We start from the raw sequence: 14,725 nt of genomic DNA, 5'->3' as shown, positions 1-14,725 counted from the left end.
ATCTGGCCTCCGTCGCAATTCTGCGAATCCACTGCACGACCCCCGAACCTGCCGAAGGTCTCTGAGCACCATCTCGGTCTCTCATGCCGTCGACAGGTATCCGACGGGCTGATCAGCCCGCCGATCACCGGGGAGAAGCTGCCGAGCAGCATGCGCCGTGCGATCGTGCACCACCGTTCGTTTCACAAGGGAGAACTCGTGGAGTCCATCTCCGAGATCCACACCGACGCCCAGGCCGACGAGCGCGCGGACGCGCCCGACGCCGAGAACGTCGAGACCACCGTCGCGTCTGCGGACGCCGACACGACTGCCGAGCCGGCCGCTCCCGCTCCCGCGGCCGAGGCCGCGCCTGCGGAGGACGCTGCGCCGGCTGAAGAGGCCGCACCTGAGGCTCCGGCCGAGGAGCCGCCCGCTCAGGACGCCGCTCCGGCCGAGGACGCTGCGCCGGCCGAGCCCGAGGCTCCGGCCGCCGAGGCCGCGCCCGTCGAGGAGCCCGCCCCGGTGAAGGCGCCGCGCAAGCGCGCCCCGCGCCGCGCCAAGAGCACGGATGCCGCGGCCGCGGCCGCCGCACCGGCCGAGACGCCGGCCGAGGCACCCGCTGAGCCGGTCGCCGAGGCGGCCGCGCCGGCAGCCGAGACCGCGGACCCGGCTGCCGCCGAGGTTGAGGCATCCGCCGACGCCACGGCCGCGGCCCCCGCCGAGACGGCGGAGACGGCGGAGAAGGCCGAGACCGCCGACGCGCCCGCCGACGCCGCCGAAGCGCCCGCTGAGGCGGGCGAGCAGCCCGCCGAGGGCGACAGCGCCGAGACGACCGGCCGCGGTCGTGGCCGCAGCCGCAGCCGCAGCCGCAACCGTGGACAGAACGGCGCCGCCCAAGGCGGTCAGACCGGTCAGGGCGCGCAGAACCAGCAGGCTCAGGCTCAGGCGCCCTCGGGCGACGCGGCCAAGGCCGACGCCGACGACGAGCAGCCCCAGTCCGGCGGCCGCAACCGCCAGCGCAACAAGCGCCGCGGCACCCAGACCGGAGACGAGTTCGACACCGAGATCGGCGAGGACGACGTCCTCATCCCGATCGCCGGCATCCTGGACGTGCTCGACAACTACGCGTTCGTGCGCACCACCGGCTACTTGCCCGGTCCCAGCGACGTCTACGTCTCGCTCGGCCAGGTCAAGAAGTACAACCTCCGCAAGGGCGATGCGGTCGTCGGCGCGATCAAGCAGCCGCGCGAGGGCGAGCAGTCCAGCCGCCAGAAGTACAACGCGCTGGTGAAGGTCGACGCGGTCAACGGCCTGTCGGTCGACGACGCCGCGACGCGTGTCGAGTTCGGCAAGCTGACGCCGCTCTACCCGCAGGAGCGCCTGCGCCTCGAGACCGCGCCCGAGAAGCTGACGCAGCGCATCATCGACCTCGTCGCTCCGATCGGCAAGGGCCAGCGCGGTCTCATCGTCGCACCGCCCAAGGCCGGCAAGACGATCGTGCTGCAGCAGATCGCGAACGCGATCGCGACGAACAACCCCGAGGTCCACCTCATGGTCGTGCTCGTCGACGAGCGGCCTGAAGAGGTCACCGACATGCAGCGCACGGTCAAGGGCGAGGTCATCGCCTCGACGTTCGACCGTCCCGCCGAAGACCACACCACGGTCGCCGAGCTCGCCATCGAGCGTGCCAAGCGCCTGGTCGAGCTCGGTCGCGACGTCGTCGTGCTCCTCGACTCGATCACCCGCCTGGGCCGCGCCTACAACATCTCGGCGCCCACCTCGGGTCGAGTGCTGACCGGCGGTGTCGACGCCTCGGCGCTGTACCCGCCCAAGCGCTTCTTCGGCGCCGCGCGCAACATCGAGAACGGCGGATCGCTCACGATCCTCGCGACCGCGCTCGTCGAGACCGGCTCCAAGATGGACGACGTCATCTTCGAGGAGTTCAAGGGCACCGGCAACAGCGAGCTGCGCCTGAACCGTCAGCTCGCCGACAAGCGCATCTTCCCGGCAGTCGACGTCAACGCGTCGTCCACCCGCCGCGAAGAGATGCTGCTCTCGGCCGATGAGGTCAAGATCACCTGGAAGCTGCGCCGCGCGCTGGCCGGACTCGACCCTCAGCAGGCGCTCGAGGTCGTGCTCGGCAAGCTCAAGGAGACGCAGTCCAACGTCGAGTTCCTCGTGCAGATGCAGAAGTCGATCCCGGCTCCGGCACGCGACGCGCACGGCGGCGGGCACAGCCACGCGCACGACAACAGCATCCGCTGAGCCGCGAGGCCAGTGAGCAGGGGAGCACCGTGTTCGACTCCGTGAAGGGGCTGATCGACGAGCACGCCGCGGTCCAGGCCGAGCTCTCCGACCCGGCGGTCCACGCCGACGCGGCGCGGGCCAAGAGGGTGAACCGGCGCTACGCCGAGCTGTCGCGGATCGTGAAGGCGTACGAGGACTGGGTCGCGGCATCCGCTGATCTCGATGCCGCGCGCGAGCTCGCCCGTGAGGACGACGCGTTCGCCGACGAGGTCCCGGTGCTGGAGCAGAAGCTGGCAGACGCTCAGGAGCGGCTGCGGCGTCTGCTGATCCCGCGCGATCCCGACGATGCCCGCGACGTGATCATGGAGATCAAGCAGGGCGAGGGCGGCGCCGAATCCGCCCTGTTCGCCGCCGACCTGCTCCGCATGTACCTGCAGTACGCCGCGTCGAAGGGATGGAAGACCGAGCTGCTCGAACGCAGCGAGTCCGACCTCGGCGGCTACAAGGAGGTCCAGGTCGCGATCAAGGGCTCCTCGTCCGACCCCGCGCAGGGAGTGTGGGCGCACCTGAAGTACGAGGGCGGCGTGCACCGCGTGCAGCGCGTGCCCGCGACCGAGTCGCAGGGCCGCATCCACACCTCGACGACCGGTGTGCTGGTCTTCCCGGAGGTGGACGAGCCGGACGAGATCGAGATCAACCCCAGCGACCTCAAGATCGACGTGTTCCGCTCTTCGGGGCCGGGTGGGCAGTCGGTCAACACGACCGACTCGGCGGTGCGCATCACGCACGTGCCGACCGGCATCGTCGTGTCGATGCAGAACGAGAAGTCGCAGCTGCAGAACCGCGAGGCGGGGATGAGGGTGCTGCGCGCCCGGCTGCTCGCCCGTCAGCAGGAGGAGCGTGAGGCCGCGGCATCCGATGCCCGCCGGTCGCAGATCCGCGGCATGGACCGTTCCGAGCGCATCCGCACGTACAACTTCCCCGAGAACCGCATCGCCGACCATCGCACCGGCTACAAGGCGTACAACCTCGACCAGGTCATGGACGGCGCACTCGGACCCGTGGTCGACGCCGCGATCCAGGCCGACGAAGAGGCGCGTCTGGCCGCCCTCGGCGCCGACGACTGACCCGTCCTCCGGCCGGACCCGCACCGAGCCGCGTATCGGCCGACACCGCCGGACCGGATGCCGCGACGCGGTGTGTCGCCAGAACTCTCCGATTCTGTGCACCGACCGGCGACCGGATGCCGGAGCAACTGGCGTCGTGGCGATAGGGTCGGCACGTGTTCGCGTTTGTGATCCGTGCCCTGACGTTCATCGTCTCGGCCGCGCTCGGCCTCATCCTCGCCGATCTCCTGCTGGAGGGGTTCCACATCCACTGGAACGACTGGTGGGGCTTCGTGCTCGCGGTGCTGATCTTCGCGCTCATCCAGAGCGTCCTCGCGCCGCTCGTGTCGCGACTGACGCGCCGCCACGCGCCGGCGCTGCTCGGCGGCATCGGCATCCTCTCGACGTTCATCTCCATCGTCATCGTCGTGCTGATCCCGGGCGCAGGAATCGGCATCTCGCAGCCGCTGGCCTGGATCGTCGCGCCCCTCATCGTGTGGATCGTCACGGCGGTCGCGACCTGGCTCGTTCCGCCGCTGTTCATCAAGGACGACCGGCGCGACGCGCGCAGGGCGTGACGCGAGCGGATGCCGCAGCACCCCCGTCGCATCCGCGTCGTCGGCATCTCGGGCTCGGGCAAGACGACTCTCGCCGTGGAGATCGCGCGCCGCACGGGTCTGCCGCACCTCGAGCTCGACGCCGTGTTCTGGGGCCCCGGTTGGGAGTTTCGCGCGCTGGACGAGGCGCATCGGGTCATCGACGAGTTCGTCGCGACCAATCCCGACGGCTGGGTGATCGACGGCAACTGGAGCTCGCGCCTGGACGGCAGGCTCGATCCCGGGTCACCCGGAGGAGCGGATCTGGTCGTCTGGCTGGACCATCCGCGATCGATCGTCATGGCCAGGCTCGTGAGGCGCACGCTGCGGCGTGGGATTCTTCGCGAGGAGCTCTGGCACGGCAATCGCGAGCGTCCTTCGACGTGGTTCGCTCGCGACCCCCACAAGAACATCCTCCGCTGGGCATGGGTGCAGCACGCGATCGTGCGTGAGCGAATGCAGGCGCTCAGCCAGGAGTGGCCTGTCGTGCGGATCGCACGTCCACGCGACGCGGCGGCATGGCTCGCGGGTCTCTGCCGCGAGTGACGCCAAGCGGCTCGCGCACCGGACCGGCGTCGCGTCGCGCCGGACCGCGGGCCTGAGCCCGGTGGGATGATGGACGTCATGCAGATCGGACGCGTTCCCCTCGTCGGCCGGCAAGCTGATGTCGGGGCGCTGCGCGACGAGATCGCGGCCGTCGGGCAGACGGGTCGTGCTGTGGTGGTCTCCGGCGACGCGGGCATGGGGAAGACCCGGCTGCTGCGCGACTTCACCGATGGGCTCGACGACGTGATCGTGGTGCGCGGAGCGTGCGTCGACTCCGGGTCCGGCCCCGCGCCCCTCACCGCTGTGACCGACCTGCTGCGCGGCCTGGTCGACGCGCTCGGCATCGAGACCGTCCGGCGTGCGGCGGGCGCGGGAACCAATGCGCTCGGCGTGCTCGTCCCTGCGCTCGGCGAGGCGCCCGGCGACGCCGAGCGGCTCGCCGACGTGGTGGTCGAGACGGTCTCGGAACTGGCTCGCTCGCATCGGCTCGCGGTCGTGATCGAGGACCTCCACTGGGCCGATGGCACGACGGGCGAGATCGCATCTCGGCTCGTCCGTCGCGCCGCCGTGCTCCCGTTGTTCGTGCTGTTGTCGTATCGCACCGACGATGTGGGGCGCGGCCACCCGCTCCGGCCCATCCTCGCCGAACTCGATCGCGCACGACTGCTGACGCATCGGCCCCTCTCGCGACTGAGCCCGGCCGATGTCGCCATCCTCGCGACCGCCGTGCATGACGGGCCGCTCGCCGCCGACGTGCTGCTCGACATCGCGACGCGCAGCGACGGCATCCCGTTCTATGTCGAGGAGCTCGCCAGCTTCAGCGGCGAACGGCTTCCCACGTCGCTGCGCGAGGTGCTGCTGCTTCGGTACGAGGGGCTGGATGCCGAGGCTCGCCGCTTCGCGCGCATCCTCGCGACCGGCGGGGTCGAGGTGACGCATCCGGTGCTGCGCGGGGTCTTCGACGGCGACGAGGCCGCACTCGAAGAGGCGGTGCGCACCGCCGTGGATGCGCAGGTCGTCGTGATCCGCGGCGACGCGTACGCGTTCCGTCATGCGCTCATGCAGGAGGCGGTGTACGCCGAGTTGCTGCCCACCGAGCGGACGCGGCTCCACACCGCGTATGCCGTCGCGCTCGAGGCCTCGTCTCCGACGCCGCGCGTGCTGGCTGACATCGCACACCACTGGCGCGCTGCGCACGTGCCTGATCGCGCGCTGGCGGCCGCGGTGGCGGCACAGCGGGCGGCGAGCCGTGCCTCGGCGTGGTCGACCGCGGCCGAAGCGGGGGAGCGCGCGCTCGAGCTGTGGAACGCCGTGCCCGATCCCGAGGGTGTGACCGGCATGCGGCGCGTCGACCTGCTGCGCCGCACCTCGGGCGCCCTCGTGTCGGCCAACCGCCAGGAGCGCGCTCTCGCCTTCGCGCAGGAGGCCGTCGCGCTGTGGCCCGAGGAAGACACGGTCGGTCGCGCGGCGATCCTGGCCGACCTCGCGACGAGCGAGCTCCAGGTGGGCGTATCAGACGGCGTGGCGAGCATCGAGCAGGCACTTGCCATCCTCGGTGACGACCCGACCCACGATCTGCAGCGCGCAGAACTGCTGCTGAGCTCTGCACGCGTGCACATGCTCAACGGCCGTCAGCAGGACGGGATCGAGGTCGCAGAGCGGGCACGGACGACCGCGGAGCAGGCGGCCGCGGCCGGTGATCGGGACGCGGCCGAGATCGTCGTGCAGGCCATGCTCATCTCCGCCACATGTCTCGTCACGGGCGGCGACGCCGCGGGGCTCACGCTGTTCGAGGAGACACGCTCGCGCGCGGCGGGCTTCACGCGGCCGCTGATGCGGTACTACATCAATTACTCCAACGCGCTGATGCTGGTCGGTCGCTACGACGAGGCGATCGAGACGGCGCGAGAGGGTCTCGACTACGGCAAGGCTCACGTGGTCGACCAGGGTCCGCTCGTGATGCTGGAGGCCAACGTGATCGAGGCGCTCATGTACTCGGGGCGGATGCGGCAGGCCGAGGAGCTCGGAAGCCGCATGCTGCCCATGATGGAGCCGGGGCTGTACTCGGCCTTCCTGCGCGAGCGACTCGTGTGCCTCGCCATCTGGCGCGGGCACATCGCGGATGCTGAGGCCGCGCTGGGAACGGCGCGCCGTGAGCTGGACATGTTCGGTGCGTACGAGTTCCAGACGCGGTTCGGCATGACCTACGATCTCGGGCAGCTGGCGTTGGCGCGGCATGACCCGCACGCCGCGCTCGAGTGGGCGAGGACAGCGTGCTCGGCCACCAACGGCGGGGTGCTCGTCCTGCCGCTGACCGCCGTCGCGGCGCGCGCGATCGCAGAACTGCGGGAGAGCGGGGAGGATGCCGACACCCGGCCGTTCCGCGCGGTGCTCGAGTCGTTCCGCGACTGGCCGGTGACTCGGCTCTGGAACGCCGTGTTCGCCGCTGAGCTCGGCGAGGGACCGTGGCACGAGGCGATCGACGCGCTCGGCCCTGCCTACATCCGCGCGTACGCCCGAGGGCGGCACGCCGAGGCACTGCTGGCCTCCGGCGACCGGGCTGCGGCCCGGGACGCGCTCGCCGCTGCGGCGTCATTCGCCGACGACATCGGCGCGGACGGCATCGCGGCCCGTGCCCGGGAGCTGTCGTCGAATGCCGGGCTCGAGGGCGCAGCGCCGCAGTCGGTGCTGACCGCGCGCGAGGAGCAGGTGCTCGAACTGGTGGCCGAGGGACTCAGCAACAGCCAGATCGCCGAGCGGCTGTACATCAGCGTCAAGACCGTGTCGGTGCACGTCTCGGCGATCCTGCGCAAGCTGGACGTGACGTCGCGCACGGCGGCCGCGGCGGTTCACCGCAGCACGGCCGCGTGAGGCCGCATCCGTCCTGGCGTCGCGTCAGATGACGTAGTCGGGGGTCGTGAGCAGGGCGCGTGTCTCTTCGCCGCTGCGCCGGGCGCGCGGCTTCGCGGGGACCCCGACGAGCACGCTGTCGGCCGGGGCGTCCTTGGTGACGACGGCGTTCGCGCCGACGACCGAGCCGGCGCCGATGGTGATCGGGCCGAGGATCTTCGCGCCCGCACCGACGGCGACGCCGTCCTCGAGGGTGGGGTGCCGCTTGCCGCCTTCGCGCTGACGTCCGCCGAGCGTCACGCCGTGGTAGAGCATGACGTCGTCGCCGACCTCGGCGGTCTCGCCGATCACGACGCCCATGCCGTGGTCGATGAAGAACCGGCGGCCGATCGTCGCGCCGGGGTGGATCTCGATGCCGGTGAGCCAGCGCGTGATCTGCGACCCGGCCCGGGCGACGAAGCGGGCCCGCCGGGTCCACAGTGCGTGCCACACGCGGTGCGCCCAGATGGCGTGCAGGCCGGGGTAGAGGAGAGCGATCTCGAGCCCGCTGCGGGCGGCGGGGTCGCGCAGCTTGGCGGCCGAGAGGTCTTCGCGCACACGCGCGACGAATCCGATGCGTTCGGTCACTTCTTCTCCGCCTCCGGTTCGCGCAGGTGTTCGTACAGGGCCGTCGACAGGTAGCGCTCGCCCGAGTCGGGCACGATCACCACGATCCGCTGCCCGGCGGCCTCGGGCCTCGCCGCGATCTGCAGCGCCGCCCAGACGGCGGCGCCTGCCGACATCCCGCCGAGGATGCCCTCACGGGTCGCGAGCTCGCGGGCGACGCGGATCGCGTCGTCGAACTCGACGTCGAAGATCTCGTCGACGACGGAGCGGTCGAGCACGTCGGGCACGAAGTTCGGGCCGATGCCCTGGATGCGATGACCGCCCGCCCGGCCCTCGGTCAGCACGGGGGAGTCCTTGGGCTCGACGAGCACGATCCTGGCATCCGGATTCCGCTGCTTCAGCACCTGGCCCACGCCGGTCACCGTGCCGCCGGTGCCCGAACCCGCGACGAACCAATCGACGCGGCCGTCGGTGTCGCGCCAGATCTCCTCGGCGGTGGTGCGCCGGTGGATCCTCGCATTCGCCTCGTGCTCGAACTGACGCGCCAGCACGGCGCCCGGCGTCTCGGCGGCGATGCGCTGGGCCGTCTCGACGGCCTCCGTCATGCCCTTGTACGGGTCGGTGAGCACGAGCTCGGCTCCGTACGCCTTCAGCAGGGTGCGGCGCTCCTTCGACATCGACGCCGGCATCGTCAGGATCACCTTGTATCCGCGTGCCGCGCCGATGAGCGCGAGAGCGATGCCGGTGTTGCCGCTGGTCGACTCGACGATGGTGCCGCCGGGCGCGAGCTCGCCCGCCTCTTCGGCGGCCGCCACGAGGGCGTATCCGAGACGATCCTTGACCGATGAGCCGGGGTTGTAGAACTCGAGCTTGGCCAGCACCTCCGCCCCGAGACCCTCGGTGAGTGCGTTCAGGCGCACGAGCGGGGTCTCACCGAATGCGGTGGTGATGTCGGAATGGATGCCGGGCACGGAGCGCTCCTCGGATCGGTCGGGTGAGACGACGACGGCGCGACGACGCCCGAGCGGGCCCGTCGCGCCGTCGTTGCGTCTCAATCCTCCCGCAGATCCTCGAAGAGCGCGGTCGACAGGTAGCGCTCGCCGGTGTCGGGGGCGACGACGACGATCTTCTTGCCGGCGTTCTCGGGGCGCGCGGCCAGCTGCAGCGCGGCCCACACGGCGGCACCGCTGGAGATCCCGACGAGGATGCCCTCCTTGGCGGCGAGGTCGCGCGATGTCGAGATGGCGTCCTCGAACTCGACGGTGACGACCTCGTCGAAGACGTCGGTGTCGAGGATCGGGGGCACGAAGTTCGGTCCGATGCCCTGGATCTTGGCGGGACCGGGGGTGCCGGTCGACAGCAGCGGCGAGGCCGACGGCTCGACGGCGACGACGCGGACATCGGGCTTGCGCTCCTTGAGCACCTGGCCGACGCCGGTGATGGTGCCACCGGTGCCGACGCCGGCGACGAAGATGTCGACGCCGCCGTCGGTGTCGCGCCAGATCTCCTCGGCGGTGGTCTTGCGGTGGATCTCGCGGTTGGCCTCGTTCTCGAACTGCTTCGCGAGGATCGCGCCGGGCGTCTCGCCGGCGATGCGCTCGGCCTCGGCGACAGCGCCCTTCATGCCACCGGCGGGGTCGGTCAGGTGCAGCGTCGCACCGAACGCCTTGAGCAGCACGCGACGCTCCACCGACATCGACGAGGGCATCGTCAGGATGACGTTGTAGCCGCGCGCGGCGCCGACGAGCGAGAGGGCGATGCCGGTGTTGCCGCTCGTCGCCTCGACGATGGTGCCACCGGGCTGGAGAGCGCCCGACGCCTCGGCGGCGTCGACGATGGCGATGCCGAGACGGTCCTTGACGCTGGATCCGGGGTTGTAGAACTCGAGCTTGGCGTACACCTCGGCGCCGGCGCCGTCGGTGACCCGATTCAGGCGGACCAGCGGAGTGTTGCCGAAAGCAGCAGTGATGTCGGAATAGATGCCGGGCATGTCGGGCCTTTCGCAGTGTTCACGGCAGATCGGACCCAGCCTAGGACCCGGCGTTTCGTGTGAGTCCAAGTGTGACGAAGTGCGAATCCGGTTTCGAATCGCGCACTTTGCAACTCCCGGCCCGGAATTGGTGAAAAGTGCGCGATTCGAAAGCCGCGTGGGGTCGAAATAGAGTGGACCGGTCATGAACCCCGCACCGTCCGTCTCTGAGGCGCTTCGGCGCGCCGCCGAACGACTTGCGGCAGCCGGCATCCCCGATCCCGCCGTCGATGTCGAGCTGCTCGCGGGCTTCGTGCTCGGCACGGGCCGCGGGGGAGTGCAGGCGGCCGCGCTGCGCGGTGCTGGGCTCACCGCCGACGACGTCCGGCGCCTCGAAGAGCTCGTGGCGCGCCGCGCGACGCGCGAACCGCTGCAGCACATCACGGGCCTGGCACCCTTCCGCCACCTCGAGCTGCGCGTCGGACCGGGCGTCTTCGTGCCGCGGCCCGAGACCGAGATCGTCGCCCAGCTGGCCATCGACGCGCTGCGGGCAGCGGCATCCCCCTCTCCCATTGCCGTGGACCTCGGCACCGGAAGCGGCGCGATCGCCCTCGCGATGGCCACCGAGGTTCCCCACGCGCGGGTGTTCGCGGCCGAGAACTCGGTCGACGCGTTCGTGTGGACCAAAGAGAACTTCGAGCGTGTGGGCGCCGGCAACGCGCAACTCGCCTTCATCGACCTCGCCCGTGCGTTCCCTGAGCTGGACGGCACGGTCTCGGTCGTCGCTTCCAATCCGCCGTATGTTCCGGATGCCGCGATCCCGCGTGACCCGGAGGTGCGGTTCTACGACCCGCCGGCGGCGCTGTACGGCGGCGCGGACGGGCTGGACGTCGTCCGGGTGCTGAGCGAGGTCGGCCTGCGCCTGGCTCATCCCGGCGGGACGATCGTGATCGAGCACGGGGAGTGGCAGGGTGAAGAGATCCGCGCCATCCTCGCCGCCGACGGCTGGCGTGCGGCATCGACGCACCCCGACCTGACGATGCGCGATCGCGCCACCACCGCACTGCGCCCGTGATGCCCGCGGCCTGCCCGGCCGCCGCGCCGCCGCGCGCGGACGGCGGCGAAGCGGGGGAGCGCCCTGCGCCGGACTAAACTGGCGGCGATATGTCCCCCATCTTCGACTGCCGTGATGAGGCGCAGCTGCTCACCGGCATGCGCCAGGCGCGCCAGGCCATCGGCCGCGGCGAACTGGTCGTGATCCCGACCGACACCGTCTACGGTGTGGCCGCTGATGCCTTCGACGCGAAAGCGGTCGCGCGACTGCTGGCGGCGAAGGGTCGAGGCCGTCAGTCGCCCCCTCCGGTCCTCGTTGCCGGCATCACGACCCTGCGGGCACTCGTGGCCGACGTGCCCGAGCCCGTGGAGCGGCTCGTCGAGGCGTTCTGGCCGGGCGGGCTCACGATCGTCCTCCCCGCGCAGCCGTCGCTGTCCTGGGACCTCGGTGACACGAACGGCACGGTGGCGGTGCGGATGCCCGAGCACCGCATCGCCCTCGAGCTGCTCGAAGAGACCGGGCCCCTCGCCGTCTCGAGCGCGAACCTCACGGGAATGGCCGCGGGCATCACCGCCGAGGACGCCGAGGGGATGCTGAAGGACAGTGTCGCGGTGTACCTCAGCGACGGTCCCTCCAAGACCGGCATCGCGTCCACCATCATCGACGCCACGAGCCTGGTGGGCGGGGCCGAACCCCTCGTCCGGGTGCTGAGAGAAGGAGCCGTCGACCGCGCCCGGCTGCGCGAGGTGCTCGGCGACCTGCTCGAGCCCGACCCCGTGCCCGAGTACGGCGACGAGTTCGCCGCCCCTGAGGCGCAGCGGCCTCCGCAACCGGAACCCGACGGCGCGTGAAGCAGTACGTCTTCACGATCCTCCTGACCGCCGCGGTCACCTTCGTCCTGTCGTGGGCGGTGTGGCGGCTGAGCCTGAAGTACAAGCTGTATCCGGGCATCCGCGAGCGCGACGTCCACAAGACCCCGACCCCGCGCCTGGGCGGGATCGCCATGTTCCTCGGCGTGGTGGCGGCGTTCGCGGTGTCGTCGCAGCATCCGTTCTTCGCCATCGTGTGGTCGCAGCCGCATGAGATCTACGCGCTCCTGGGGGCCACCGGGCTGATCGTGCTCGTGGGCGTCTTCGACGACCTGTGGGATCTGGACTGGACCATCAAGCTCGGCGCGCAGTTCCTCGCCGCCGGCGTGATCGCGTGGTTCGGCAAGCTGCAGATCTACACGCTGCCGCTGGGCGGCATGACGATCTTCTCGTCGTGGGCGAGCTTCGCCCTCACGGTGCTCTCGATCGTGGTCGTCATGAACGCCGTCAATTTCATCGACGGCCTCGACGGCCTCGTCGCCGGGGTGTGCCTCATCGCGAACGCGGTGTTCTTCGCGTACTCCTACATGGTGTTCCGCGACACCGGCGCCAGCAACTACTTCAACCTCGCATCCTTCATCGCCGCGGTGCTCATCGGCGCGTGCATCGGCTTCCTGCCGCTGAACTGGAGCCCGGCGAGGCTGTTCATGGGGGACGCCGGGGCCCTGATGCTCGGGCTGCTCATGGCGTGCTCGGCCATCTCGATCACCGGCAACTTCGACCCGGCCATGATGGGCGACAACGACGAGTTCGGCCGCTCGCAGCTGCTCGGTGCCTTCATCCCGATCCTGCTGCCGGTCGTGGTCGTGCTGCTGCCGCTGCTCGACTTCGGCCTGGCCGTCGTGCGACGGATGAGCCGAGGCAAGTCGCCGTTCTCTCCCGACCGCAAGCACCTCCACCACCGCATGCTCGACATGGGCCACTCCGACCGTGATGCCGTGCTGATCTTCTACGCCTGGACGGCGCTGGTCAGCCTCTCGGTGCTGCTGATGTACATCGGCACGACGCTGGAGTGGCCCGGCGACTATCTGATCGGCGTCGCATACGGCGTCGTCGGCGTCGCGGCATGCCTCGTCGTGACCTTCCTGCCCTCACGCCGTCCGCCGCAGCCCGCAGAGGCCGCCGTGGCCGCGCCTTCACCCGAACCCTCGACGGAGAACGTCCGATGACCCCCAGCCCCGTCTCCAGCACACCGATCCTGCGCACCGTCCTGGTGTGGTCGGGCACCGTCACCGCGGTCCTCGCCGTCGTCGGGGCGGTCGTCGGCTACCTCGTGGCAGGCACCACCGGCATGTGGAGCGCCCTCATCGGCGTGCTCGTGGCCGCGGTGTTCATGGGGATCACGAGCGCGAGCATCCTGATCGCCAACCGCTGGTACGGCGACGCGCTGTACGTGCCGCTGTTCTTCGGGATCGTGCTGGGCGGCTGGATCCTCAAGTTCGTCGTCTTCATCGTCGCGCTGCTGCTGCTGCGCGACCAGCCGTGGATCGAGCCCACCGTCTTCTTCGTCGCGGTCGTGGTGAGCGTCCTGGCGTCGCTCGTGGTCGACGTGGTCGTGCTGCTGCGCATGCGCGTGCCTCACGTGAGCGACGTGGAGCTTCCGACGGATCCGGATGCCGGGGACCGCACTGACGACGGGCACGGCACGGGTCGACCCGGGTCCGCGGCGGATTCAGGGACCTCTCAAGTTTGATAGGCTGACTGAGCGCCCGCCCGCTCGCTCTGCGAGCTCTTGCGGAGTGACGCTCACCGACCATCGTCGCAACGGTTCTTGACCGATGCCCCGAAGCTGGAGCCAGCGCTGACTACTCAAGCTGCGACCCTGATCGCCCCCTTTGCCGCCGACGCGCCCCCGGAGTTCCACGGGCCGTCGATCGACGAGTTCTTCCCTGAAGTCCTCTTCACGCTGGCAGGGGTTCCCGTCACGCGGATCCACCTGATCCAGTTCCTCGCCACGGCGGCGATCGTCCTGATCTTCTGGCTCGGCACGCGCCGCATGAAGGTCGTTCCGGGCCGTTTCCAGAGCCTGGTCGAGATGGGCCTGGACTTCGTCCGGGTGAACATCGGCGAGGACCTGCTCGGCAAGAAGGACGCCCAGCGCTTCCTGCCCATCCTCACCACCATCTTCTTCATGGTGCTGTTCATGAACATCACGGGCATCATCCCGTTCCTGAACATCGCCGGCACCGCGATCATCGCCGTCCCGCTGACGCTTGCCATCGTGAGCTATGTCACGTTCATCTACGCCGGCATCAAGAAGAGCCCCAAGAACTTCTTCAAGAACTCCCTGTTCCCCGCGGGTGTGCCGTGGCCGATCTACATCATCGTCACGCCGATCGAGCTCATCTCGACGTTCATCATCCGGCCGGTCACACTCACGCTCCGACTCCTGATGAACATGATGGTCGGGCACCTGCTGCTCGTCCTCTTTTTCGCGGCGACGCAGTTCTTCCTCTTCGACATGGGCGGCTGGTGGTCGGCGCTGGCTGCGGGCTCGCTCGCGTTCGGATTCGTCTTCACCCTGTTCGAGATCCTGGTGGCAGTCCTCCAGGCGTACGTCTTCGCTCTCCTCACCGCGGTCTACATCCAGCTCGCGGTCGCGGAAGAGCACTAAGCGGGTCGGCTCGAAGGCCGCCCACAACCGAAAGGAAACACCCCGTGGACGCAACTACGGTTCTCGCCGAGGTCTCCGGCTCGATCGCGACGGTCGGCTATGGTCTTGCCGCCATCGGCCCGGCCATCGGCGTGGGTATCGTCGTCGGCAAGACGATCGAGGGCGTGGCACGCCAGCCCGAACTCGCCGGCCGCCTGCAGGTGCTCATGTGGATCGGTATCGCCTTCACCGAGGCGCTTGCCTTCATCGGCATCGCGACCGGCTTCATCTTCGGCTTCTGATCGCTCGT

Annotated in this window: 14 protein-coding genes; 11 read left to right on the top strand and 3 right to left on the bottom strand. The window is 70.1% G+C overall.

Annotated elements, in window-relative coordinates:
- Positions 1–150: 150 nt before the first annotated feature.
- The 5 genes from rho (at position 151) to HF576_RS07975 (ending at position 7,345) form a co-directional block, all read left to right on the top strand.
- On the top strand, positions 151–2,244 hold the full coding sequence (rho, locus tag HF576_RS07995; RefSeq protein WP_205835057.1) for a transcription termination factor Rho: 2,094 nt from the start codon (positions 151–153) through the stop codon (positions 2,242–2,244).
- 29 nt (positions 2,245–2,273) lie between these two features.
- Positions 2,274–3,353 carry a peptide chain release factor 1 gene (gene prfA, locus HF576_RS07990; protein ID WP_168912287.1) on the top strand — a complete coding sequence of 360 codons (1,080 nt, stop codon included), beginning with the start codon at positions 2,274–2,276 and terminating at the stop codon, positions 3,351–3,353.
- Between the two features lie 155 nt (positions 3,354–3,508).
- Positions 3,509–3,910 carry a phage holin family protein gene (locus tag HF576_RS07985; RefSeq protein ID WP_168912286.1) on the top strand — a complete coding sequence of 134 codons (402 nt, stop codon included), beginning with the start codon at positions 3,509–3,511 and terminating at the stop codon, positions 3,908–3,910.
- Positions 3,911–3,919: 9 nt separating this feature from the next.
- Entirely contained in the window at positions 3,920–4,474 is a 555-nt protein-coding gene (locus tag HF576_RS07980; RefSeq protein ID WP_168912285.1) for an AAA family ATPase, read from the top strand.
- Positions 4,475–4,552: 78 nt separating this feature from the next.
- Complete coding sequence (locus HF576_RS07975) at positions 4,553–7,345, top strand: helix-turn-helix transcriptional regulator (protein ID WP_168912284.1); 2,793 nt, start codon at positions 4,553–4,555, stop codon at positions 7,343–7,345.
- A gap of 24 nt (positions 7,346–7,369) precedes the next feature.
- Here the strand turns inward: HF576_RS07975 and epsC are convergent, their stop codons facing one another.
- The 3 genes from epsC to cysK (HF576_RS07960) all read right to left on the bottom strand — a co-directional run bounded on the left by epsC (position 7,370) and on the right by cysK (HF576_RS07960) (position 9,920).
- Positions 7,370–7,939: a serine O-acetyltransferase EpsC gene (epsC, locus tag HF576_RS07970; protein ID WP_343234236.1), complete on the bottom strand. Its 570-nt coding sequence runs from the start codon at positions 7,937–7,939 to the stop codon at positions 7,370–7,372.
- An 8-nt stretch (positions 7,940–7,947) separates the two neighbouring features.
- Complete coding sequence (gene cysK / locus HF576_RS07965; protein WP_168912746.1) at positions 7,948–8,901, bottom strand: cysteine synthase A; 954 nt, start codon at positions 8,899–8,901, stop codon at positions 7,948–7,950.
- An 80-nt stretch (positions 8,902–8,981) separates the two neighbouring features.
- Entirely contained in the window at positions 8,982–9,920 is a 939-nt protein-coding gene (gene cysK, locus HF576_RS07960) for a cysteine synthase A (RefSeq protein ID WP_168912282.1), read from the bottom strand.
- 184 nt (positions 9,921–10,104) lie between these two features.
- Here cysK (HF576_RS07960) and prmC point away from each other — a divergent pair, with 184 nt between their 5' ends.
- The 6 genes from prmC (at position 10,105) to atpE (ending at position 14,717) form a co-directional block, all read left to right on the top strand.
- A complete protein-coding gene (gene prmC, locus HF576_RS07955) occupies positions 10,105–10,974 on the top strand; it encodes a peptide chain release factor N(5)-glutamine methyltransferase (RefSeq protein WP_168912281.1) in 870 nt (289 codons plus the stop codon).
- Between the two features lie 89 nt (positions 10,975–11,063).
- Positions 11,064–11,804 (top strand): L-threonylcarbamoyladenylate synthase, encoded by a 741-nt coding sequence (locus tag HF576_RS07950; RefSeq protein WP_168912280.1) that lies wholly within the window; start codon positions 11,064–11,066, stop codon positions 11,802–11,804.
- Complete coding sequence (locus HF576_RS07945) at positions 11,801–12,991, top strand: MraY family glycosyltransferase (RefSeq protein ID WP_168912279.1); 1,191 nt, start codon at positions 11,801–11,803, stop codon at positions 12,989–12,991. Before HF576_RS07950 ends, HF576_RS07945 begins: the two co-directional genes overlap by 4 nt.
- A complete protein-coding gene (locus tag HF576_RS07940; RefSeq protein ID WP_168912278.1) occupies positions 12,988–13,515 on the top strand; it encodes a Cg1360 family ATP-synthase-associated protein in 528 nt (175 codons plus the stop codon). Before HF576_RS07945 ends, HF576_RS07940 begins: the two co-directional genes overlap by 4 nt.
- A 78-nt stretch (positions 13,516–13,593) precedes the next feature.
- On the top strand, positions 13,594–14,436 hold the full coding sequence (atpB, locus tag HF576_RS07935) for a F0F1 ATP synthase subunit A (protein ID WP_485020506.1): 843 nt from the start codon (positions 13,594–13,596) through the stop codon (positions 14,434–14,436).
- Between the two features lie 44 nt (positions 14,437–14,480).
- Positions 14,481–14,717 (top strand): ATP synthase F0 subunit C, encoded by a 237-nt coding sequence (atpE, locus tag HF576_RS07930; RefSeq protein ID WP_159845304.1) that lies wholly within the window; start codon positions 14,481–14,483, stop codon positions 14,715–14,717.
- The last annotated feature ends 8 nt before the right edge of the window (positions 14,718–14,725 follow it).

This window comes from Microbacterium salsuginis, assembly GCF_012524205.1.
Classification (GTDB): Bacteria; Actinomycetota; Actinomycetes; order Actinomycetales; family Microbacteriaceae; genus Microbacterium; species Microbacterium salsuginis.
Note: the sequence above shows the minus strand (reverse complement) of the source record. Positions and strands in the feature narration are given on the sequence as shown.

Coding starts and splice junctions, on each gene's coding strand:
- HF576_RS07975 (WP_168912284.1), top strand. CDS start 4,553: ATGCAGATCGGACGCGTTCCCCTCGTCGGCCGGCAAGCTGATGTCGGG.
- HF576_RS07950 (WP_168912280.1), top strand. CDS start 11,064: ATGTCCCCCATCTTCGACTGCCGTGATGAGGCGCAGCTGCTCACCGGC.
- HF576_RS07940 (WP_168912278.1), top strand. CDS start 12,988: ATGACCCCCAGCCCCGTCTCCAGCACACCGATCCTGCGCACCGTCCTG.
- cysK (WP_168912282.1), bottom strand. CDS start 9,920: ATGCCCGGCATCTATTCCGACATCACTGCTGCTTTCGGCAACACTCCG.
- rho (WP_205835057.1), top strand. CDS start 151: ATGCGCCGTGCGATCGTGCACCACCGTTCGTTTCACAAGGGAGAACTC.
- HF576_RS07980 (WP_168912285.1), top strand. CDS start 3,920: ATGCCGCAGCACCCCCGTCGCATCCGCGTCGTCGGCATCTCGGGCTCG.
- prmC (WP_168912281.1), top strand. CDS start 10,105: ATGAACCCCGCACCGTCCGTCTCTGAGGCGCTTCGGCGCGCCGCCGAA.